Origin of the sequence: Caulobacter endophyticus (genome assembly GCF_003116815.1) — a bacterium.
Classification (GTDB): domain Bacteria; phylum Pseudomonadota; class Alphaproteobacteria; order Caulobacterales; family Caulobacteraceae; genus Caulobacter; species Caulobacter endophyticus.
Genome location: NZ_QDKQ01000055.1, coordinates 89,224 through 110,782, shown reverse-complemented (window position 1 = coordinate 110,782; position 21,559 = coordinate 89,224). Strand labels below are relative to the sequence as shown.

The following is a 21,559-nucleotide window of genomic DNA, read 5'->3' as shown; positions in this document are numbered from 1 at the left end:
TTCGACGGCCTCCCTTGCCCTCTTGGCGAGGGGACGTGGCGGCGGCCGCTCAGACGCCACAAAGGCGAGGAAAGTGGATATTGCTGGGCCGGGGCTAGCAGCCCTCACCCTCGTCGCAGGATGAACTCCAGGTCCCTGATCTCGCCGACCGGAAAGAAGTATTCGCCCACCTTTTCGAAGCCCATGCGGCCATAGAGGCGCTGGGCGCCGTGGTTTTCGGACCAGACGCCGATCCACAGGGGGCGCGGGCCGTCCTTCTCCAGCCAGTCCAGCGCGGTGTTCAGCAGCAGCGAGCCGCGACCGCCGCCCTGATGGTCCTTGAGCACATAGATTCGCTTCAACTCTCCATGGTCCGACGCCACGTCGGGGTGAGGCAGATCACACGGGCCGGCCAGGGCGTAGCCGATGGCCTGGCTGTCGAGTTCGAGGATCCAGGTCGCCTTGTCGGGATGGGCAAGGTCGGCGCGAGTGCGCTCCAGGCCATAGGCATAGGCCAGGAAGGTTTCCAGATCCTGGGGTGGATAGAGGTGCGCGAAGGTCTCGCTGAAGGTGCGGGCCCCGAGGGCCGAAAGGGTCTCGGCGTCCTCCAGGACAGCGCGGCGCAGGGTCGTGCTCATGTGCAGGTGATGCCCCGAAAAAGACGGTGCGGACAAGCTTTGTCACGCGTTCTGGAAAAGCGATTGGTCTTATGGCGACCGGTCGACAAAGGGCCTAGGTAGGGGCCGCGCCGGCGGTCGCGACGGGCCTGGGTCGACCGTGTGCTTGCCAAGCACGAACGGGCATGTCATGACAACGTTGTCATAGGGTGGACGAAATTGACCAAGAAAAAAGCCGATAACGGTGAGGCGGGCCGCGACGTCCTGGTGCTCCTCGGAGGCGCTGGCGACCTGGCCCTGCGAATGCTTCTGCCGTCGCTGTATTTCCTGGAAGTCGACCGGTTGCTGCCGCGCGACCTGCGCATCTTCGGCGTCGCTCGCGGCGAGCTGGATGGCGCGGGCTATCGCAAGCTGGTGCGCGAGCACCTGGGCAAGCGCGCCAATGTCGAAGAGGCCGCCTGGGAGCGCCTGGCCGCCCGCCTCGACTATCTCTCGATCGACATCACCAAGGAGGAGGGGGCCAAAGCCCTGGCCGACAAGATCGGCGGCCACGACCAGCTGACGGTGTTCTTCGCCGTCTCGCCCAGCCTCTATCCGTCCGCCTGCCAGGCCCTGCAGGCCGCCGGCCTGACCGGTCCGTCGACGCGTCTCGTGCTGGAAAAGCCGATCGGCCGAGATCTCGAAAGCTCCAAGGCCACCAACGCGGCCGTCGGCGCCGTGGTCGACGAGAGCCAGATCTTCCGCATCGACCACTATCTGGGCAAGGAGACGGTCCAGAACCTGACGGCCCTCCGGTTCGCCAACGTGCTGTTTGAGCCGCTGTGGGACAACAAGTCGATCGACCACGTCCAGATCACCATCGCCGAGACCGAGAAGGTCGGTGATCGCTGGCCCTATTACGACGAGTACGGCGCCCTGCGCGACATGCTGCAGAACCACCTGCTGCAGCTGCTCTGCCTTGTCGCCATGGAGGCCCCGTCGGGCTTCGATCCGGACGCCGTCCGCGACGAGAAGGTCAAGGTGCTGCGGTCCCTGCGCCCCTTCACCAAGGACAACGTGGCGCACGACACCGTCCGCGGCCAGTATGTGGCGGGCGTGGTCGAGGGCACGGCCCGCGCCGGCTATGCCGAGGAGGTCGGCCAGCCGTCGAAGACCGAGACCTTCGTTGCCATGAAGGTGGCGATCGACAACTGGCGTTGGGCGGGCGTTCCGTTCTTCCTGCGCACCGGCAAGAACCTGCCCGACCGCCGCACCCAGATCGTCGTGCAGTTCAAGCCCGTGCCGCACAACATCTTCGGCCAGGTGACCCAGGGCGAGATGCAGGCCAACCGGCTGGTCATCGACCTGCAGCCGGAAGAAGACATCTCGCTGTCGGTGATGACCAAGCGTCCGGGCCTGTCGGAAGAGGGCATGCGCCTGCAGTCGCTGCCGCTGTCGCTGAACATGGCTGCGCCGGGCGCCCGGCGCCGGATCGCCTACGAGAAGCTGCTGCTGGACGCGTTCCGCGGCGACCGCACCCTGTTCGTCCGCCGCGACGAGGTCGAGGCCGCCTGGCGGTTCGTCGACGGCGTGGCCAAGGCCTGGGCCGAAGCTGGCATTGAGCCGGCGACCTACGCCGCCGGCACCTGGGGGCCGCCCAGCGCCGCCTCGCTGATCGCGCCGCAAGGCCGCGGCTGGAAGTCGTAAAAAGGGTACCCGCAACATGCCCAAGCTTGAAGTTTTCCCGACCCGCGAGGCGCTGTACGACGCGGCCGCCTCGACCATCGCAGGCGCCCTGACCACCACCGTGGCCAGCCATGGCAAGGCTGGCTTCGCCGCCACCGGAGGCACGACGCCAGCCCCGGTCTACGACCGCCTGGCGACCCTGACCGTTCCCTGGGACAAGGTCACCGTCACCCTCAGCGACGACCGCTTCGTGCCGCCCGATCATGCGGGCAGCAACGAGGGCCTGGTGCGCCGTCACCTGCTGGTGGGCGAGGCCGCCAAGGCGAGCTTCGCGCCGCTTTATTTTGAGGGTGTCGACCAGCAGACCTCGGCCGACAAGGCGCAGGAAGGCGTGGCCCAGGCCCTGCCGTTCGGCGTGGTGCTGCTGGGCGTCGGCGCCGATGGCCACTTCGCCTCGCTGTTTCCCGGCAACCCCGCCCTGGCCGTGGGCCTGGATCCTGACACCGATCGCCTGGTCGTGGCCGCGCCGAAGGGCGAGCCGGCCCCTGACCTGCCGCGGATCAGCTTGACCTTCCAGGCGTTGATTCAGTCATCGCTGATCGTGCTGCTGGTCACCGGCCAGGCCAAGCGCGAGCTCCTGGAAGGGCAGGTCGATCCGAACCTGCCGATCGCCAGGATCCTGAAGCAGGACCGCGCCCCGGTCCGCATCCTCTGGGCGGAGTAGTTTCTGATGGCCCTCAATCCCGTCATCGCCGCGATCACCCAGCGGATCATCGAGCGCAGTCGTCCGACCCGCGAGGCCTATCTCGCCCAGATGGAGGCCGCTTCCCTGGCCCAGCCGGGCCGCGCCAAGCTGTCCTGCGCCAACTGGGCCCACGCCTTCGCCGCCTCGCCGGCCGCCGACAAGGTGCGGGCGCTGGATCCGAACGCGCCCAACCTGGGCATCGTCTCGGCCTATAACGACATGCTGTCGGCCCACCAGCCGCTGGAAGAGTATCCGGCGCTGATCAAGGAAGCGGCCCGCGAGGCCGGCGCCACGGCCCAGTTCGCCGGCGGCGTGCCGGCCATGTGCGACGGCGTCACGCAAGGGCGTCCGGGCATGGAGCTGTCCCTCTTCTCGCGCGACGTCATCGCCATGGCCACGGCCGTCGCCCTGACCCACGACGCGTTCGACGCGGCCATGTACCTGGGCGTCTGCGACAAGATCGTGCCGGGCCTGGTGATCGGGGCCCTGGCCTTCAGCCACCTGCCGGCGGTGTTCGTGCCGGCCGGCCCGATGACCTCGGGCCTGCCGAATTCGGAAAAGGCCCGCATCCGTGCGCTCTACGCCGAGGGCAAGGTCGGGCGCGACGAACTGCTGGCCGCTGAAAGCGCCAGCTATCACGGTCCAGGCACCTGCACCTTCTACGGCACGGCCAACACCAACCAGATGCTGATGGAACTGATGGGCCTGCACCTGCCCGGCTCGGCCTTCGTGCATCCCAATACCCCGCTGCGCAGTGCGCTCGTCAAGGAAGCCGCCCGCCGCGTGGCCGCCGTCACACACAAGGGCAATGAGTGGATCCCGGTCGGCCGCGTCATCGACGAGAAGGCCGTGGTCAACGGCGTGGTCGGCCTGATGGCCACCGGCGGCTCGACGAACCTCGCCTTGCACATCGTGGCCATGGCCCGTGCGGCCGGTATCATCCTGACCCTGGAAGACCTGGACGACATCTCCAAGGCCGTGCCGCTGCTGGCCAAGGTCTATCCGAACGGCTCGGCCGACGTGAACCACTTCCAGGCCGCCGGCGGCATGGCCTTCGTGGTCCGCGAACTGCTGAAGGCCGGCATGGCCCACGAGGACGTGCTGACCATCGCGGGGCCAGGTCTCTCGAACTATCACCAGGAGCCTTACCTGCACGGCGACGAGCTGAAGTGGCGCGAAGGCCCCGAGACCTCGCTGGACGAGGCCATCCTGCGCCCGGTCGAGAACCCCTTCAGCAAGGAAGGCGGCCTCAAGCTGCTGGCCGGCAACCTGGGTCGCGGGGTGATCAAGATCTCGGCCGTGAAGCCCGAGCACCACGTGATCACCGCGCCCGCCGCCGTGTTCCAGGAGCAGGAAGACTTCATCGCCGCCTTCAAGCGCGGCGAACTCGACCGCGACGTGGTGGTGGTGGTGCGCTTCCAGGGGCCGTCGGCCAACGGCATGCCCGAACTGCACAACCTGTCGCCGTCGATCTCGGTGTTGCTGGACCGCGGCCACAAGGTGGCCCTGGTCACCGACGGTCGCATGTCGGGGGCCTCGGGCAAGACGCCGGCCGCCATCCACGTGACGCCGGAAGCCGCCAAGGGCGGCCCGCTGGCCTACGTCCAGGATGGTGACGTGATCACCATGAACGCCGACACCGGCGAACTCTTCATCCATGTGGACGAGGCGGAACTCCTCGCCCGCACGCCTGCACCAGTCCCGGCGTCCAAGCCGGGCTTCGGGCGCGAACTGTTCGGCTGGATGCGACACGGGGTCGGCGCCGCCGACGCCGGCGCGTCCGTGCTGTTTGCTTAAAGGGAACGGGAAACCCATGAACGGCGCCAACGCACACGGGCTGGGTCTGGTCGGCGATATCGGCGGCACCAACGCCCGTTTCGCCCTGGTCGATTTCGACGGGCCGGACCCTCGCCTTATCGAGCCCACCGCCTACAAGGGCGAGGACTACGACACGGCCGAGGACGCCATCGAGGACTATCTGGCCAAGGTGGGGGTCAAGCACCCCGACCAGGCCGTGGTCGCGGTGGCGGGCCCGATCGAGCATGGCGCCGTTCACTTCACCAACATCGACTGGCGCCTGTCGGAAGACAGCCTGCGCCGCGCGGGCGGTTTCCGTAACGCCCGCCTGATCAACGACTTCACTGCCCAGGCCCTGGCCGCGCCGCGCCTGTCGCCCAAGGATCTGCGCCAGATCGGCCCGCTGCCGACCTCGGGCGAGGGGGATCTGGCGATCATCGGCCCCGGCACCGGCTTCGGCGCGGCCGGCATGGTGCGCCGCCACGGCTGCGACACGCCGCTGACCACCGAGGGCGGCCACATCTCGTTCGCCCCGGTCGACGAGATCGAGATCGAGATCCTGCGCGGCCTGCAGGCCAAGTACGGCCGCGTGTCGGTCGAGCGCATCCTGGCGGGGCCGGGCATGGAGGACCTGCACGTCCTGCTGGCCCAGATCGAGGGGCGTCCGGTTGAGGAACTGGCCGCCAAGGCGATCACCGAAGGCGCCGTGGCCGGCCGTGAATGCTGCAAGGCTACGGTGGAGCGGTTCTGCGCCATCCTCGGCTCGACGGCGGGGGATCTGGCCCTGGCGCTGGGCGCGCGGGGCGGGGTGTTCATCGCCGGCGGCATCGCCCCCCGGATCATCGACCTGCTGGAAGCCAGCGCCTTCCGCGAGCGCTTCGAGGCCAAGGGCCGTTTGTCGGACTACGTGAAGGACATTCCGACCCACGTGATCCTGCACCCGCACACCGCGCTGATCGGCGCGGCCGTGGCGATGACGCCGGACGGCCAGGCTTCGATTTCGTAGGGTTGGTTTTCCCGGAGCCAGTGCATGGTCCTCGTCCTTCGACAAGCTCAGGATGAGGACCATGCCGGCGTTCAGGACGTATAGAAACCTGATCCTGAGCCTGTCGAAGGACGAGGTTTCCGCGGCGGAAATCGCCGCTAGAACCCTCGTTCTCAGCCCTTTCGTTCAAAAAGGGGTCGCCTTGACAAGGTTGTCATGGCTTGTTGTCTCGCTTGAAGGCTGAATCAACGCCGCGCGAGGCCATTTCTTGAACGCCAAGGTTACGATCCACGACGTCGCCCGCATGTCGGGCGTTTCGATCAAGACCGTGTCGCGGGTGCTGAACCGCGAGCCCAACGTCAAGGCCGACACCCGCGATCGGGTGCAGGAGGCCGTGGCGGCGCTGAACTACCGGCCCAACATCTCGGCCCGAAGCCTGGCGGGGTCGAAGGCCTATCTGATCGGGGTGTTCTTCGACAACCCGAGCCCCGCCTACGTCACCGACGTGCAGCTGGGGGCCATCGGACGGTGCAGGACGGAAGGCTATCACCTGATCGTCGAGCCGCTTGATTCCGAGGGCGACGTCGAGGAGCAGGTGGCGCCGATGCTGGCCACCCTGCGCATGGATGGGGTGATCCTGACCCCGCCGGTCTGCGACGACGTGCGCGTGCTCGACGTGCTGGACGCCGAGGGCGTGCCGTACGTACGCCTCTCGCCGGACAAGGATCTGGACCGTTCGGCCTATGTGCGCATGGACGACATGGCCGCCGCCTACGAGATGACCGCCCACCTGATCAAGCTGGGTCACAAGGACATCGCCTTCATCAAGGGCCACCCCGATCACGGCGCGGCCCATCTGCGCTACGACGGCTACGCCAAGGCCATGGCCGACCACGGGCTGGCCGTGCGCGAGGATCGCGTGGCCCAGGGCTGGTTTTCGTTCCGCTCGGGTTTCGAGGCGGCCGAGACCCTGCTGGCGGGCGCGGATCGCCCCACCGCCATCTTCGCCTCCAACGACGACATGGCGCTTGGCGTCATGGCCGTGGCCAACCGCCTGCGGCTGAACGTGCCCGAGACCCTGTCGGTGGCCGGCTTCGACGATACGCCCGGCGCCAAGGTCGTCTGGCCGCAGCTGACCACCGTGCGCCAGCCGATCCAGGCCATGGCCGCGGCCGCCGCCGACCTGCTGCTGAGCGGCGACCTGAAGGGCGAGGACGGCGCCGCGCCGCCCTCGCGCCTGCTTGACTTCGAGCTGGTGCTCCGCGAGAGCACCGGACCGGCGGCGGGGTAGGGAACGGGCGAACGTCCATCCGGTCTTCGGCAGAAGATTCTGCCAGCCTTTTTCGTCGGCGGGGTTGAATGTCGCCGCCGATACACCATCTCCATGCAAGCGCTGATCGCCAGTGGCCCTCGAGCCGCGCGTCGCATGTGCTTCACCGCCCATTCTCGTGTGCGTTTCGACGCCGCCCCTTGGGTTTTTCTCCCGTGACTATCGTTTGGGCCCGGCATTTCGCTCGGCCCGTTATCTGGAACTACATGAAGACCAACACTCTCCGCGCGGCCGCCCTTCAAGGGAAGCCCCGCACCCAACCGCAATCGCGCGCCGTGACGGCGCCGGCCCGTACCGAATGGGCCTGGCCGGGACTCACCCGCGCCGAACTGCGCGAACACATCATCGAACAGATCGGCTGATCACGGTCCTCGCGGCCGGCCTCCCGCCGGCGGCATGATCGGCGCCGCGAAGCCTTTTGCCGCAAGGCTTCGCGGTTATCAGTCGATAAATCGTACAAATACCCAAAGAGAATTTTGTTACGCGATTGACAGCGTTGTCCATTGACAGCGCTGTCGCATTGCTCCTAGGTTGCATCCGCCGACCCCCGAGAAGGGCCGGAGAACAAGGGAGGATGCGCAAGGCATCCCGAAAAACTGGCGAACTTACTCACGTCGACCCTGTCGGCGGAGATCGGCTCTCTGCGGCCGTAACCTAGGGGAATGCTCATGATTTCGAAGACTTATGCGACGAAGGTCGCGCTGATGGCGGCGGCGTCCTCGTTCGTTCTGCTGGGTGCGGGCCAGGCCCTGGCCCAGACCGCCGCGACCGAGGCGGCGGCGCCGGCCTCTGCCCAGGAACCATCCTCGGTTGAGGAGGTGATCGTCACCGGCTTCCGCGCCTCGCTACAGAGCGCGCTGTCGGCCAAGAAGAACTCGAACCTGATCATCGAGTCGGTCACCGCCGAGGACATGGGCAAGTTCCCCGACCAGAACATCGCCGAGTCGCTGCAGCGCCTGCCCGGCGTGCAGATCGACCGCGAGAACGGCCAGGGCACTCGGGTGCGCATCCGGGGCCTGGACCAGAACGTCACTGTTCTGAACAACGACATCTTCGTCTCGGGCATGGAGCTGTTCCGTCTGGGCGAGGGCAAGATCAACCAGACCAATTCGCTGGAAGGCATCCCGTCTGAACTGATCGGCGGCGTCGACGTCTACAAGTCGCCCGACGCCTCGCTGCTGGAAGGCGGCCTGGGCGGCATCATCAACCTGAAGACCCGCAACGCCCGCAGCTTGCGTGACGACATCACGATCGCCGGCGACCTGCGCGGCAACAAGGCCGGCGACACCGACTGGAACCCGACGGGCTCGCTGGTGCTGGGCTACAAGTTCAGCGATCGCTTCGCCGTGCTGGGCACGGTCTCGTACGACAAGACCGAGATCCACACCGACGTGCTGGGCGGCGAAAACCGGGGCGGCTGGGCGTTCAACGACCGTCCGGTGGTCGGCGGCGGAACCCTCGACGTGTGGTCGCCGGAATACCGCTACGCCACCTATCGCGATCAGGAACGCAAGCGTCTGGGCGCCTCGCTGAACCTCGACTTCGCCCTGACCGAGTCGCTGCAGCTGACCGGCGACTGGTTCCACTCGGACCTGAAGATCAAGACCAGCGAAGCCTCGATCAAGTTCCCCTTCGCCAACGAGAACGCCACCTATGCGGCCGGCGCCAGCGTCGACGGCAACGGCGTGCTGCAGAGCGGCACGGTCACCGCCAACTCGGCCGAGGGCACCTCGTATCTGCAGGACTCGCAGGCCAAGACCGACAACTTCCAGGTCGCCCTGAACTGGGACAACGGCGGGCGGGTGAGCGGCAGCGTGCGCGCGGCCTATTCCACCGCCGACTACGAGAGCGCCAGCGCCAACAACGACGTGCGCTACACCCAGTACACCGTGCGCAACGGCACGGCCGCGGGCCTGACGCCCAACGCCACCGCGCCGGCGACCTTCACCTACAGCTACGCCAACGGCGACAACCCGCGCTTCACCCCGGCCAACGCGGCTCAATTCACCACGCCTTCGAGCGTGTTCGCCAAGTCGCACTGGGTGTTCGGTGAAGACACCCAGATCGACAACACCTCGATCCGCGGCGATCTGAAGTGGCGGCCCGAGTTCGGCGAGAGCGGCGACCTGGTGATCAGCGCCGGCCTCCGCTACGCCGAGCGCAAGATCGACTCGGAGTTCTGGCAACTGCTGGCCGACTATTCCGGCAAGGGCGAGCTGAACGGCCGGACCTACGGCCAGGACTGGACCCCGTACGGCTACTTCCAGGACGGAGCCATCGGCTTCAAGTCGTGCGGCCTGCCGGCCGGCACGCCGGGCCGTCCGAACTGCGGCCAGACCGCCACCGACGACGGTCGCTTCGGCGCTTCGCCGGCCCTGATCACGCCTTATCAGACGGCGGCGTCGAACCCCGAGCGGTTTGAGACGCTGACGGTCGGCGGCATCACGGCGCTGTTCCAGAACCGCAGTCAGATGGAAAATCCGGTCGCCTGGCTGTCGAACCTCTATTCCTCGACGCCGTTCCAGAAGTTCGCCGACCCGATCCAGTCGTTCCGCATCAAGGAGCGCACGACGACCGGCTACGGCATGGTCGACCTGGGCGGCTCGGATGATCGCTATCACGTCAACGCCGGCGTCCGCGTGGTCCGCACCGAGCTGACCATCGACTCCAGCGGCACGCCGACCACGCCCTGGTACTGGGGCACCGACAGCTGGAACGGCGTCATCGGCAATCCGGACGCCATCAAGACCACCCGCGAGTATACCGACGTCCTGCCCAGCGCGAGCGCGGTGTTCGACGTCAACGACAGCGACAAGGTGCGCGTGTCGGCGGCCCGGGTCGTCTCCCGTCAGGACCTGTTCCAGCTCGGTCAGGGCTCGGCCTTCAACTTCACCCGCAGCTCGACCCCGGGTCCCAACCTCAACCGCTTCCTCTACACCAACGGCAGCGGCGGCAATCCGGACCTCGACCCGTACCGCGCCTCGCAATTCGACATCGCCTACGAGCGGTATCTGGGGCGTAGCGGCATCATCTCGGGCGCGTTCTTCTACAAGAGCGTCGACTCGTTCATCCAGACCGACACCGTGCCGCGCACCGTGGCCGACGGCTCGGTCGAGGGGGCGACCCTGGGTGTCTACACCGCGCCGGTGAACGGCGATGGCGGCAGCATCAAGGGCGTCGAACTGGCGGCGCAATACGCCTTCGAGAACGGGTTCGGCTTCAACGCCAACTACACCTTCTCGGACTCCGAGACCTCCAAGTCGAACGACTACGACGACAACCTGCCGATCCCGGGCGTGGCCAAGCACGCCTTCAACCTGCAGGGCTTCTACGAGGGCCACGGCTTCGAGGCCCGCGTCTCCTATGCCTGGCGCGACAAGAGCTATCAGGGCGACTTCTCGTTCGGCTCGGGAACCGACCGCCACAGCCTGGGCACGTGGGAGCGGGCCTATGGTCAGCTCGACGCCCAGGTCGGTTACCAGGTGACCCCAGCGATCAAGATCGTGCTTGAGGGCATCAACCTGACCGAGGAGCCCACCGGCCGCTATCTGCAGTGGGAGAACCTGCCGTTCCGCTACGCCACGGCCGATCGCCGTATCGTGCTGGGCGCGCGGTTCAAGCTGGGCATGTAAGGCCTCTCACGCCGGCGGCGGACGAACTGCGAGCCCGCCGCCGGCTCTTTTCCTGACACGCGCTCCGCAAGAGGGCGCGAACGGGGAGGAAACGCCATGGATCGCGCCATCGGCTCGATCGCTATCCTCGGCGGCGGGACCGCCGGCTGGATGGCCGCCGCCGCGCTGGCCCAGGTGCTGCGTGGGACGCAAACGACCATCACCCTGGTCGAGAGCGCCGAGATCCCCACCGTCGGGGTGGGCGAGGCGACCATTCCGCCGATCGTCGACTTCCTGCGGCTGCTCGAGATCGACCAGGGCCAGTTCATGGCCGCCACCGAGGGCAGCTTCAAACTGGGCATCCGCTTCGACGACTGGCGGGCCGTGGGCGAACGCTACTGGCATCCGTTCGGCGCCTTCGGACCGTCGGTCGACCGGCGTCCGTTCCATCACATCTGGCACAGGTTGCGGTCGGCGGGCGATGATCCGCGCGTCGAGGCCTACAGCCTGGCCGCGGCCTTGGGCGACGCCAGCCGCATGGCCTTCGCGGACGGGCGAGGGCAGGGGCCTTTGGGCGGAATGCGCCATGCCCTGCATTTCGACGCGGGCTTGGTGGCGAGGTTCCTGCGGACCTACTCGGAAGAGCGCGGCGTGCGCCGGCTGGAGCGGCGGGTCGAGGGCGCGACGCTGAAGGCCGACGGCTTCGTCGAGGCCCTGGTCCTGGACGGCGGCGAGCGGCTGGCGGCCGACCTTTTCATCGACTGCTCGGGCTTCCGCGGCGTGTTGATCGAGGGGGCCCTGAAGACCGGCTACGAGGACTGGAGCGCCTTCCTGCCGTGCGACCGGGCGGTGGCCGGCCTCACCGTGCGCGACGCGAACCCGCCGCCCTTCACTCAGGCCGCCGCGCGGCCGGCCGGCTGGCGCTGGCGGATCCCGCTGCGCCATCGCACTGGCAACGGCTATGTCTATTCCAGCGCCCATGTCAGCGACGACGAGGCCTTGGCCGACCTGGAGCGGGAGGCGGGCAAGCTGCTGACCGAGCCGCGCGTTCTGAAGTTCACGGGCGGACGGCGCAAGGCGTTCTGGAGCCGCAACGTCGTGGCGCTGGGCTTGGCCTCGGGCTTCATCGAGCCCCTGGAGTCGACCAGCATCCACTTCGTGACCAGCGGCCTGCTGAAGCTGCTCGACCATTTTCCGGACAAGGATTTCGATGGCGCCAACATCGCCGACTACAATGCGGCTCTGATCGCGGAGTACGAGGCTGCGCGCGACTTCATCGTGCTGCACTACCAGCCCACCCGGCGCGAGGAGCCGTTCTGGCGCGAGCGGGCCGCCGCGACGCTGCCGCCGGACCTGGCCGAACGGCTGGCGCTCTATCGCGGCACGGGACGCATCCCGCACCGGCCGACCGAACTCTTCACCGAGCTGTCGTGGTTCTACGTGCTGGAGGGCATGGGCGTGCGGCCCGCCGCCTACGATCCGCTGGTCGATCTCTCAAACCTGTCGCAGGTGCGCGAGGGGCTGGCCGGCTGGCGACGGCGCGTGGCCGAGATCGTTCAGGCTGCGCCCCTGCACGACACGGCGCTGGACCAGATAGCGGGGCGGAGGCGACCGGCGGCCTGACGGCGGGGCCGCGCCGCGCCGCGCCTCGCAACGCAACGATACAAAAAGAGGATAGACAGCGCTGTCAATATATGGTGTCTGATCGATGTGACCGCTATCGCCACGCGCCTCGAAGGGCGGCGGGCTGGGCGGCCACGCAACGAAACCAGGGAAGGAAACCGCTTTGGCCGATCGGCGCGCGACCACGCCGCCGAGCCTTGTCTCCGATTTTCGCCATTCATCCCGCTCCAGCGTCGACGCTGTTTCGTCGACGGGATGCCGCCTTCGGCTGTTCGGTCCCCCCTCCGGCCGAAGGCGGTGGCTGGAGGCCCCTCCTGCAAGGGGTTGCTCCCACTGCGGCGCGGCGGGCTCGCCGCGCCGATCTTTTCCGATTTTCTCGCTTTCAAGGGCTCCGTCATGAAGCTTCGCCGTCCGCTCCTTCGCGCCTCGTCGCTGGCCCTGACCGTGGGCCTGGCCCTGCCGGCGCTGGCGGCCAAGCCGAGCCTGATCGCGACGACCCCGCAGACCACGGCCCATCCCGAACAGTGGCCGGCGGCCAAGAGTCCTTCCAGCCTCACCGACGCCAGGACCGAGGCCTTCATCACCCAGCTGATGAGCAAGATGAGCGTCGAGGAGAAGGTCGGCCAGACGATCCAGGGCGATATCGCCTCGATGACTCCGGCGGACCTGGCGACCTATCCACTGGGCTCGATCCTGGCCGGCGGCAATTCGGCGCCGGACGGCAACGACCGCGCCACGCCCAAGGCCTGGACCGACCTGGTTGACGCCTACCGCAAGGAGGCCCTGGCCAAGCGTCCGGGCCGCACGCCGATCCCACTGATGTTCGGCATCGACGCCGTGCACGGCCATAACAACATCGTCGGCGCGACGATCTTCCCGCACAATGTCGGCCTGGGCGCCATGCGCGACCCGGCCCTGATCGAGCGCATCGGCCAGGCCACTGGCGAAGAGGTGGCGGTGGTGGGCGGCGACTGGACCTTCGGCCCGACGGTGGCCGTGCCCCGCGACGACCGCTGGGGTCGCAGCTATGAGGGCTACGGCGAGGATCCCGAGATCGTCGCCAGCTATTCGGGTCCGATGACCCTGGGCCTGCAAGGCAGGCTGGAAGCAGGCAAGCCGATCGCGCCGGGCCGCATCGCCGGCAGCGCCAAGCACTTCCTGGCCGACGGCGGCACCCAGGACGGTCGCGACCAGGGCAATGCGGTGATCTCCGAGCAGGAGCTGGTGGCGGTCCATGCCCAGGGTTATCCGCCCAGCATCGACGCCGGCATCCTGACGGTGATGGCCTCGTTCTCCAGCTGGAACGGCCAGAAGATCACCGGCAACAAGACCCTGATCACCGACGTCCTGAAGGGGCGGATGGGCTTCGAGGGCTTCGTGGTCAGCGACTGGAACGCCCACGGCCAGCTTCAGGGCTGCTCCAACGTCTCGTGCCCGCAGGCGATGAACGCTGGGCTCGACATGTATATGGCCCCAGACAGCTGGAAGGGCCTCTACGAGAACACCGTCCGCCAGGTGAAGTCGGGCGAGATCCCGATGGCGCGGCTGGACGACGCCGTGCGCCGCATCCTGCGCGTGAAGGTCAAGACCGGCCTGTTCGACCGCGTCGCGCCGCAGGTGCAGGGCAGGTTCGATCGCCTGGGCTCGGCCGATCATCGCGCCATCGCTCGCGAGGCTGTCTCCAAGTCGCTGGTGCTGCTGAAGAACGACGGCGTGCTGCCTATCAAGGCCGGCGCCAACGTGCTGGTGGCCGGCGACGCCGACGATATCGGCAAGGCGGCCGGCGGCTGGACCCTGACCTGGCAGGGCACGGGCAACAAGAACAGCGACTTCCCCAACGGCCAGTCGATCTGGCGCGGGCTGAAGGAGGCGGTGGAGGCGGCCGGCGGCAAGGCGACCCTGGCCAGGGACGGCAAGTTCGCCGGCGCCAAGCCCGACGTGGCCATCGTGGTGTTCGGCGAGGATCCCTATGCCGAGTTCCAGGGCGACGTGGCCAACCTGGCCTACCAGCCGAACGGCAAGACCGACCTGGAGCTGCTCAGGAAGCTGAAGGCGCAAGGGATCCCGGTGGTGGCGGTATTCCTGTCGGGCCGTCCGCTGTGGGTGAACCCCGAGATCAACGCCTCGGACGCCTTCGTCGCCGCCTGGCTGCCGGGCTCGGAAGGCGGCGGCGTCGCCGACGTGCTGGTGGCGGGCAAGGACGGCAAGTCCAGGCGCGACTTCACCGGCAAGCTGTCGTTCAGCTGGCCCAAGCGCGCCGACCAGGGTCCGTTGAATCGTGGCCAGCAAGGCTACGATCCGCAGTTCGCCTATGGGTACGGCCTGAGCTACGCCAAGCCGGCCAAGGTCGGGGCGCTGTCGGAGAGCGCCGGCGAGCTTGGAACCGCCTCCAGCGTCGACCGCTATTTCGTGGCCGGCCGCGTGCCGGCGCCGTGGATGCTGAGCTTCTCGGGGGCGGGCGCGGTCAAGACGATCGACGCCGGCGCCCAGGAAAACGGCCGTCAGGCGACCTGGAGCGGGGAGGGCGAAGGCCTTCTGGCCGTGCAGGGGCCGCCAGTCGACCTGTCGCGCCAGACGACGGGCGACATGGCGGTGCTCGTGCGATGGCGAGTCGACAAGGCGCCGGTTGCGCCGGTTTATCTGACTGTCGGTTGTGGCGAATCCTGCGGTGGGAGGCTAGACGTAACGTCAACGTTGTCAGGCTTGAAAATCGGCGAATGGCGTTCTGCCAAGATCAAACTTTCCTGTTTCCAAGCAGCGGGCGCCCAGATGGCGCACGTTTCGTCTCCGTTCGGCCTGAGCACCTCGGGGCCGCTGACGATTTCGGTCACCGAAATCCAGTTGGCGTCCAACGAGGGCGACGCTTTCTGTCCCAAGTAATCCCCCAAACTGACAAAGGAGCGGCCGCATGATCCGCGCGCGTCGTTCCCGCATCGTCGCCACCATCGGCCCGGCCTCGGGTTCGCCGGAAATGATCGTCAAGCTGGCCAGGGCCGGCGCCGACGTCTTCCGTCTGAACTTCAGCCACGGCGCCCACGAAACCCATGCCGCCGTCTACGCCGCCATCCGTGCGGCGGAGGCGGTGGTCGGGCGTCCGCTGGGCATCCTGGCCGACCTGCAAGGGCCCAAGCTGCGCGTCGGCAAGTTCGCCGACGGTCCGGTGCAGCTGAAGCCCGGCCAGGCCTTCCGGTTCGATTCCGATCCGACCCCGGGCGACGAAACGCGGGTTCATCTCCCCCATCCCGAAATCCTGACGGCGATGAAGCCGGGCGCGACCCTGCTGCTCGACGACGGCAAGCTGCGGATGACCGTGACCAAAGCCGGCCCCGGCTACGCCAACACCACGGTCGTCAACGGCGGCAAGCTGTCGGAACGCAAGGGCGTGGCCGTGCCGGACGTCATCATTCCGATGTCGCCGCTGACCCCGAAGGACCGCGAGGACCTGGCCTTCGCCCTGCGCCTGGGCGTCGACTGGATCGCCCTGTCGTTCGTGCAAGCGCCCGAAGACATGGCCGAGCTGCGTCGCATCGTCGAAGGCCGCGCCGCCGTGCTGGCCAAGATCGAAAAGCCGCAGGCGCTGCAGACCCTGGGTCCGATCCTCGACCTCTGCGACGGCGTCATGGTGGCCCGTGGCGACCTCGGCGTCGAAATGGCCCCGGAAGAAGTGCCGGTGGCGCAGAAGGAAATCCTCCGCGCCGCCCGTGAGCGCGGGATTCCGGTGATCGTCGCCACCCAGATGCTGGAGTCGATGACCAGCTCGCCGACCCCGACCCGCGCTGAGGCCTCCGACGTGGCCAACGCCGTGTACGAGGGCGCGGACGCGGTGATGCTGTCGGCCGAAAGCGCCGCCGGCGACTATCCCGAAGAGTCGGTGGCGATGATGAACCGCATCATCGAGCGCGTCGAACGCGACCCCCGCTGGCCCGAATTGATGCAGGCCGAGCAGCCGCATGTCGACGAGGACGCCGACGTGCTGGTGGTCGCCGCCGCCGGTGCGGCCAAGTCGGGCTCGACCAAGTGTCTGGTGGCCTTCACCACCACGGGCGCCACGGCTCGCCGCCTCGCCCGGGAACGACCGCTGCAGCCGGTGCTGGCCCTGTCGCCGAAGATCGAGGCCGTGCGCCGCATGGCCCTGGTCTGGGGCGTCGAGCCGCGTGTCAGCGCCCAGCCCGACAGCCTGGAGGTCGTCACCACCGACGCCGCCGCCCGGGCCCTGGAGCTGGACCTGGCCAAGCCCGGCGAGCGCATCCTGATCGTCGCCGGTACGCCCTTCGGCGCTCCCGGCGCGGCCAATCTGCTGCGTCTGGCGCACGCGCCGTTCCCGGTGCGCAAGCGGTAGTAGGAACCTCCCCCTCTGGGGGAGGCGATCGCTTTGCGATCGGCGGGGGGAGGACGGCCAGCGCCTCGGCGGTTGAGAATGTCCCCCTCCGGCCCTCTGGGCCACCTCCCAGAGGGGGGGATCTTTAGGAGCCGAACGGCTCCGGCAGCAGCCGCTCGTAACCCTTCCTCACCGCGCCGTAGCATTCGCAGGCGATGGCTTCGAGGCCGGGGCGGTCGAGGATGTCGACGATGCCGCGGCGATAGCGGATCAGGCCCTTGGCCTGCAGGGCGCCGGCCACGGCCGTGACCGTGGTGCGCTGGACGCCCAGCATGTCGGCCAGGAACTCCTGGGTCAGGTTGATGGTGTCGACGTCTATGCGGTCGCGGAAGCCCAGCAGCCAGCGGCAGAAACGGGCCTCCACCGCGTGCAGCGCGTTGCAGGCCACCGACTGGATGGCGTGGCCGAACAGGGCCTCGTTGTGGCGCTCGATCAAGTCGCGCAGCACCGCGCTGCGCTCGGCTCCTTCGCGCAGGGCCGAGGCGCTGATGCGCGAGGCGCCGCCCGGCGCCTGAACGATGGCGCGCGACAGCGACTGGCGCGGCGAGATCGCGGCCATCAGGCCAAGCCCGCCCTCGCGGCCGATGGTGGCCGACTCGATAGCCGCGCCGTTCTCCATCAGGGTCATCAGCGAGATGACGCAGTCGTGCGGGAAGTAGATCGTGTCGATCTGGTCGCCGGGATCGTACAGCAGCTTCCCCTTTTCCAGGTCCTGGTGGGACAGCTGGGCGGCGATATAGCCGAAGTCCTCGGGGGGCAGGGAAGCGAGCAGACGGTTCTTCAAGGGATGTAGAGGCCCTGTCATGGCGAATCGAACGCCGGCTTGCGGCAAGGGTTGCAAGCTATAGGCAGGACTGGGGTGCGGCGCTGTCAGGTAGCCGACGCAATGCAGGTGCGGTCGGGGGTAAATCGAGTCGAGCCTATATTGTGGCTCTCGTTCTGGGAAAATCTCGCGATTTCCGAGGTATGTCGGGTTCCCGACAAAGAGTGTTGAGGCTTTGCAAAACTAGAAAGAAATCAACGGCGCGCGGTCGTGTTGACGGACCTCTGCAACCGGTGACCGCGCCGGCGGGGGGCGGCGCGGCCAGGCAGGTCTGTACCGTCAGTAGGCCGACTTATCCGCCAAGGCCCAGATGGGCGCGATCGCCGAGGTCGGGCCTGCTGTCGGTGAGGTTGGCCTTGGCGATCTCCCAGGCGAAACGGACAGCGCCGCCCTTGGAGATCCACAGTTCGGCGTCTCGGGCGTCGAGGCGCAGCAGGGTCAGGTGCGGATCGTCCTTGCCGTCCGGGTACCAGGCCGCGACGATCGGCGACCACCAGCGCTGGATGCGGGCTGTGTCGTGGTCGCGGCTCAGGCGGCCGCCGATGCAGGCCTGGAAGTCGCCGTCCTTGGCCTGGACCACGAACATCGCATCGCCCCCGTCGGCCGCCACGGCCTGAGCCAGGTCGGTGTCGTCGCGCGTGAAGAACCAGATCCGGCCGGTCTCAGGTTCTGCGAAGGCGGTCATCGGCTGGTAGTGCTGGTGGGACTGGACCAGGCCCAGCATGCCGAAGCGGGCGTCCTCGATCTCTTTCCAGAGGCGCTTTTCGACGTCGGCCTTGTCGTGAGGATCGGTGCTCATGAGGTTATCTCCTGCCTTTACGGATGAGGCAGGAGAACCTGTCGCGGGAAGAGCGGTTCCTAGAGCGAAGCTACGCTCCGCTTCCTAAAACCCCATAAGCCGCGCATAGCGGTCGCGATGGAACGAGGCCCCGCCGAACAGGGCCTCGGCCACGCGGGCGCGCTTCATGTAGAGGCCGGAGTCGTGCTCGTCGGTCATGCCGATGCCGCCGTGCATCTGGACCATCTCGTTGGAGGCCAGATGCAGCACCTCGCTGGCCTTGGCCTTGGCGAGGGACGACAGGGCCCGGGCGTCCGCGCCCCCATCCAGGGCCTCCAGAGCGGCCTCGACGCAGGAGCGGGTGGTCTCCAGATCCGTGAACCATTTGGCCGCGCGGTGCTGCAGGGCCTGGAAAGTGCCGATCACCTGGCCAAACTGGGTGCGGGTCTTCAGATAGTCTAGCGTAATCTCGAAAGCGGCGCTGGCCGTGCCCAGCATCTCGGCGGCCAGGCCCGCATAGGCGCGATCGAGCACCGGCTCCAGGATCGCCCATCCCTTGCCGACCTCGCCCAGCACCGCCTCGACGTCGACCTCGACGCCGTCGAAGGCGACTTGGGCCGCGCCCCGGCTATCGGCCAGCGACAGATGCGTGCGCACGACTCCGGCTGCGTCGCCCGGCACGAGGAACAGGGTGACGCCGTCGGTGTCGCCGCTCGTCCCGCCTGTGCGGGCGGCGACGATCAGCAGGTCGGCGGCCTCGCCGTCGAGGACGAAGGTCTTGACGCCGTTCAACGCGTAGCCGTCGCCGCTCGTGGTCGCCGTCAGGGCGATGCGCGTCGGGTTGTGATGGGCGCCTTCGTCGATGGCCAGGGTGGCGACCGCCTCGCCCGTGGCGATCCTCGGCAGCCAAGCGGCCTTCTGGGCGTCGGAGCCGCCCAGTTCCAGCGCCGAGGCGGCGATCAGGGCGGTGGAGAGGAGGGGGGAGGCGGCCAGGGTCTTGCCGGTCTCTTCCAGGATCAGCCCCAGGCCCAGATAGCCGAAGCCCGAGCCTTCATAGGCCTCCGGGACCACGACGCCGGCCCAGCCCATCTGGCCCATCTCGCTCCAGGCGGCCGGATCGAAGCTCTGTTTCGAGCCCTCGTTGCGCAGCCGTCGCAGGGCGGAAACCGGCGCGCTCTCCTGCGACCAGGCCTTGGCGGCGTCGCGCAGCATCGTCTGTTCTTCGGTCAGGACGGCCATGTCAGGCGCTCTCCAGGTCTTGATGGCGGGCGGCCCAGTCGAGGGCCTGTTCGAGACGGTCGTTGCCCCAGAAGAGCTCGCCGTCGGCGGTGACGAAGGAAGGGGCGCCGAACAGGCCGCGCTCGCGGGCCTGGCGCACATGGTCTTTCAACTGGTCCTTGACCGGCGCCGACTGGGCGGCGGCCAGCACGTGCTCGGGTCCGGCCCCGACGCCGGCGATCAGGGGGGCAAGGACCTCGGGGCTGCCGATATCGAGGTCGTCGACGAAATTGGCCTGGTAGACGGCGCGGCTGAAGGCCGGCGTCCAGCCGTCTTCCAGCCCGCAGATCGCGACGCGAGCCGCCAGCAGGCTGTTGCGGGGGAATTGGCTGGGATGATGCAGCGGCAGGCCCTCGCGGTCGCAGACCCGCTGCAGGTCGCGCCACATGTATTCGCCCTTCACCGGGAAGGCGTTGAACGGGCTGTCGGTCAGGCCCTGCTGCTCGTTGAACAGCGGGCCGACGATGAACGGCCGCCACAGCACCGCCACCCCGGCCTGGGCGGCCAGGTGCTCCACCCGCATGGCGGCGGGGTAGGAGTAGGTGGAGGCGAACTCGTACCAGAACTCGATCATGACATGGTCTCCGCGGCTCGGCGGAAGGCTGTCACTGGTGATCGAGCAGGCCAAGCACGCGCTTGGCGACGACGTTGAGATTGACCTCGCTGGTGCCGCCTTCGATCGAATTGCCCTTGGCGCGCAGCATCGAGCGCAGGGCGGCGATCTCGTCGGGGGTGAAGCCGTCTCCTTCCCAGCCAAGACCTTGGAGGCCCAGGGCCTCGACCAGCAGCTCGGTGCGTTCCTGGTTCATCTTGGCGGCGGCGTACTTGATGATCGAGACGGCGGCGCTGGGGCCAGAGCCGGTCTTGGACTCCGCCTCGGCTCTGCGCACGGTCAGCAGGAAGGCGTGGGCGTCCATCTTGTGGGTGGCGATGCGGGCGCGCAGGTCGCCGTCGGCGATGCGGCCCTTGTCGTCGACGCCGACATGGGTCTTGGCGGCCTCGACCACGTCCAGGCCCGCGCCGCCGCCGAAACCGGAAGCCGAGATGTTCTGGCGCTCGTACTGCAGCAGCCGCTTGGCGATCTCCCAGCCGCCATTGACCTTGCCGACCAGCTGCTCCTTGGGGACCTTCACATTGTCGAAGAAGGTCTCGCAGAAGGGCGAGGAGCCGCTGATCAGCTTGATCGGCCGGGCCTCGACGCCGGGCGAGGTCATGTCGAACAGCACGAACGAGATGCCTTCGTGCTTCTTGCTCGTATCGGTGCGCACCAGGCAGAAGATCCAGTCGGCCTGGTCGGCATAGCTGGTCCACACCTTCTGGCCGTTGATCAGCCAGTGGGCGCCCTTGTCCTCACACTTGGTCTGCAGCGAGGCGAGGTCGGAGCCCGCGCCCGGTTCGCTGTAGCCCTGGCACCAACGGGTTTCGCCGCGCACGATCGACGGTAGGAAGCGCTGCTTCTGTTCCTCGGTGGCGTATTCCAGCAGCACGGGCCCCAGCATCCAGACGCCGAAGCTCATCAGGGCCGGGCGCGCCTTGATGCGGCGCAGTTCCTGTTCCAGCACCTTGTTCTGCGCCTTCGAGAGGCCGCCGCCGCCGTACTGGGTCGGCCACATCGGCGCGGTCCAGCCCTTTTCGGCCATACGGTCGAGCCAGAGCTTGGCCTCGGGGTTCTTCCATTCGGCCTTGCGGCCGCCCCAGGGGGCTTCCTTCTCGTCCGTCATCGGCGTGCGCATGGACGGCGGGCAGTTGGCTTCCAGCCAGGCGCGCGTCTCGGCGCGGAAAGTGTCGAGTTCGGTGGCGCCGAAGTCGGCCATGGCGGGCTCTCCCTGGATCGTGCCGGGCGCTTGGAGGCCCGCTTCGGCAGCAGACTACGCCACGGAACGCTGGGGGCAAGTCGATTCAAACGATCGTTCGCATCGCCATGCGCGACGAGACGCGCCCAGGCGCGTT

General features: G+C 67.9%; 16 protein-coding genes. 10 read left to right on the top strand and 6 right to left on the bottom strand.

What is annotated here, in order from left to right:
• Nucleotides 1-104: 104 nt before the first annotated feature.
• Complete coding sequence (locus DDF67_RS15475; protein WP_109101758.1) at nt 105-617, bottom strand: GNAT family N-acetyltransferase; 513 nt, start codon at nt 615-617, stop codon at nt 105-107.
• A gap of 198 nt (nt 618-815) precedes the next feature.
• Here DDF67_RS15475 and zwf point away from each other — a divergent pair, with 198 nt between their 5' ends.
• From zwf to pyk, 10 genes are all read left to right on the top strand, one after another.
• Complete coding sequence (gene zwf, locus DDF67_RS15470) at nt 816-2,282, top strand: glucose-6-phosphate dehydrogenase (protein WP_109101757.1); 1,467 nt, start codon at nt 816-818, stop codon at nt 2,280-2,282.
• A gap of 16 nt (nt 2,283-2,298) precedes the next feature.
• Entirely contained in the window at nt 2,299-2,985 is a 687-nt protein-coding gene (gene pgl / locus DDF67_RS15465) for a 6-phosphogluconolactonase (protein WP_109101756.1), read from the top strand.
• A 6-nt stretch (nt 2,986-2,991) separates the two neighbouring features.
• A complete protein-coding gene (gene edd / locus DDF67_RS15460) occupies nt 2,992-4,803 on the top strand; it encodes a phosphogluconate dehydratase (protein ID WP_109101755.1) in 1,812 nt (603 codons plus the stop codon).
• 16 nt (nt 4,804-4,819) lie between these two features.
• Nucleotides 4,820-5,809 carry a glucokinase gene (gene glk, locus DDF67_RS15455; RefSeq protein WP_109101754.1) on the top strand — a complete coding sequence of 330 codons (990 nt, stop codon included), beginning with the start codon at nt 4,820-4,822 and terminating at the stop codon, nt 5,807-5,809.
• A 247-nt stretch (nt 5,810-6,056) separates the two neighbouring features.
• Nucleotides 6,057-7,079, top strand: a complete 1,023-nt coding sequence (locus DDF67_RS15450; RefSeq protein WP_109101753.1) for a LacI family DNA-binding transcriptional regulator — start codon at nt 6,057-6,059, stop codon at nt 7,077-7,079.
• 245 nt (nt 7,080-7,324) lie between these two features.
• The gene (locus DDF67_RS25765; RefSeq protein ID WP_199229251.1) at nt 7,325-7,480 is read left to right on the top strand and encodes a hypothetical protein; all 156 of its coding nucleotides are present in this window, start codon (nt 7,325-7,327) and stop codon (nt 7,478-7,480) included.
• Between the two features lie 306 nt (nt 7,481-7,786).
• A complete protein-coding gene (locus DDF67_RS15445; RefSeq protein WP_109101784.1) occupies nt 7,787-10,750 on the top strand; it encodes a TonB-dependent receptor in 2,964 nt (987 codons plus the stop codon).
• Nucleotides 10,751-10,846: 96 nt separating this feature from the next.
• Nucleotides 10,847-12,352: a tryptophan halogenase family protein gene (locus tag DDF67_RS15440; protein ID WP_109101752.1), complete on the top strand. Its 1,506-nt coding sequence runs from the start codon at nt 10,847-10,849 to the stop codon at nt 12,350-12,352.
• Nucleotides 12,353-12,748: 396 nt separating this feature from the next.
• On the top strand, nt 12,749-15,232 hold the full coding sequence (locus DDF67_RS15435; protein WP_109101751.1) for a glycoside hydrolase family 3 protein: 2,484 nt from the start codon (nt 12,749-12,751) through the stop codon (nt 15,230-15,232).
• A 28-nt stretch (nt 15,233-15,260) separates the two neighbouring features.
• Entirely contained in the window at nt 15,261-16,691 is a 1,431-nt protein-coding gene (gene pyk, locus DDF67_RS15430; RefSeq protein ID WP_109101750.1) for a pyruvate kinase, read from the top strand.
• Nucleotides 16,692-16,815: 124 nt separating this feature from the next.
• Here pyk and DDF67_RS15425 read toward each other — a convergent pair whose 3' ends face one another.
• The 5 genes from DDF67_RS15425 to DDF67_RS15405 all read right to left on the bottom strand — a co-directional run bounded on the left by DDF67_RS15425 (nt 16,816) and on the right by DDF67_RS15405 (nt 21,423).
• Complete coding sequence (locus tag DDF67_RS15425) at nt 16,816-17,514, bottom strand: Crp/Fnr family transcriptional regulator (RefSeq protein WP_233247670.1); 699 nt, start codon at nt 17,512-17,514, stop codon at nt 16,816-16,818.
• 331 nt (nt 17,515-17,845) lie between these two features.
• Nucleotides 17,846-18,352, bottom strand: a complete 507-nt coding sequence (locus DDF67_RS15420) for a pyridoxamine 5'-phosphate oxidase family protein (protein WP_109101748.1) — start codon at nt 18,350-18,352, stop codon at nt 17,846-17,848.
• Between the two features lie 84 nt (nt 18,353-18,436).
• Nucleotides 18,437-19,570 carry an acyl-CoA dehydrogenase family protein gene (locus DDF67_RS15415; protein ID WP_109101747.1) on the bottom strand — a complete coding sequence of 378 codons (1,134 nt, stop codon included), beginning with the start codon at nt 19,568-19,570 and terminating at the stop codon, nt 18,437-18,439.
• A 1-nt stretch (nt 19,571) separates the two neighbouring features.
• On the bottom strand, nt 19,572-20,183 hold the full coding sequence (locus tag DDF67_RS15410; protein WP_109101746.1) for a 2-hydroxychromene-2-carboxylate isomerase: 612 nt from the start codon (nt 20,181-20,183) through the stop codon (nt 19,572-19,574).
• A 31-nt stretch (nt 20,184-20,214) separates the two neighbouring features.
• Nucleotides 20,215-21,423: an acyl-CoA dehydrogenase family protein gene (locus tag DDF67_RS15405; protein ID WP_109101745.1), complete on the bottom strand. Its 1,209-nt coding sequence runs from the start codon at nt 21,421-21,423 to the stop codon at nt 20,215-20,217.
• Nucleotides 21,424-21,559 lie beyond the last annotated feature (136 nt).

Bases quoted from the DNA above. Each gene is read 5' to 3' on its own strand.
- DDF67_RS15415 (WP_109101747.1), bottom strand. From the start codon at position 19,570: ATGGCCGTCCTGACCGAAGAACAGACGATGCTGCGCGACGCCGCCAAG.
- edd (WP_109101755.1), top strand. From the start codon at position 2,992: ATGGCCCTCAATCCCGTCATCGCCGCGATCACCCAGCGGATCATCGAG.
- pgl (WP_109101756.1), top strand. From the start codon at position 2,299: ATGCCCAAGCTTGAAGTTTTCCCGACCCGCGAGGCGCTGTACGACGCG.
- DDF67_RS15420 (WP_109101748.1), bottom strand. From the start codon at position 18,352: ATGAGCACCGATCCTCACGACAAGGCCGACGTCGAAAAGCGCCTCTGG.
- DDF67_RS15475 (WP_109101758.1), bottom strand. From the start codon at position 617: ATGAGCACGACCCTGCGCCGCGCTGTCCTGGAGGACGCCGAGACCCTT.
- DDF67_RS15440 (WP_109101752.1), top strand. From the start codon at position 10,847: ATGGATCGCGCCATCGGCTCGATCGCTATCCTCGGCGGCGGGACCGCC.
- pyk (WP_109101750.1), top strand. From the start codon at position 15,261: ATGATCCGCGCGCGTCGTTCCCGCATCGTCGCCACCATCGGCCCGGCC.
- DDF67_RS25765 (WP_199229251.1), top strand. From the start codon at position 7,325: ATGAAGACCAACACTCTCCGCGCGGCCGCCCTTCAAGGGAAGCCCCGC.
- DDF67_RS15410 (WP_109101746.1), bottom strand. From the start codon at position 20,183: ATGATCGAGTTCTGGTACGAGTTCGCCTCCACCTACTCCTACCCCGCC.
- glk (WP_109101754.1), top strand. From the start codon at position 4,820: ATGAACGGCGCCAACGCACACGGGCTGGGTCTGGTCGGCGATATCGGC.
- DDF67_RS15405 (WP_109101745.1), bottom strand. From the start codon at position 21,423: ATGGCCGACTTCGGCGCCACCGAACTCGACACTTTCCGCGCCGAGACG.
- DDF67_RS15435 (WP_109101751.1), top strand. From the start codon at position 12,749: ATGAAGCTTCGCCGTCCGCTCCTTCGCGCCTCGTCGCTGGCCCTGACC.
- DDF67_RS15445 (WP_109101784.1), top strand. From the start codon at position 7,787: ATGATTTCGAAGACTTATGCGACGAAGGTCGCGCTGATGGCGGCGGCG.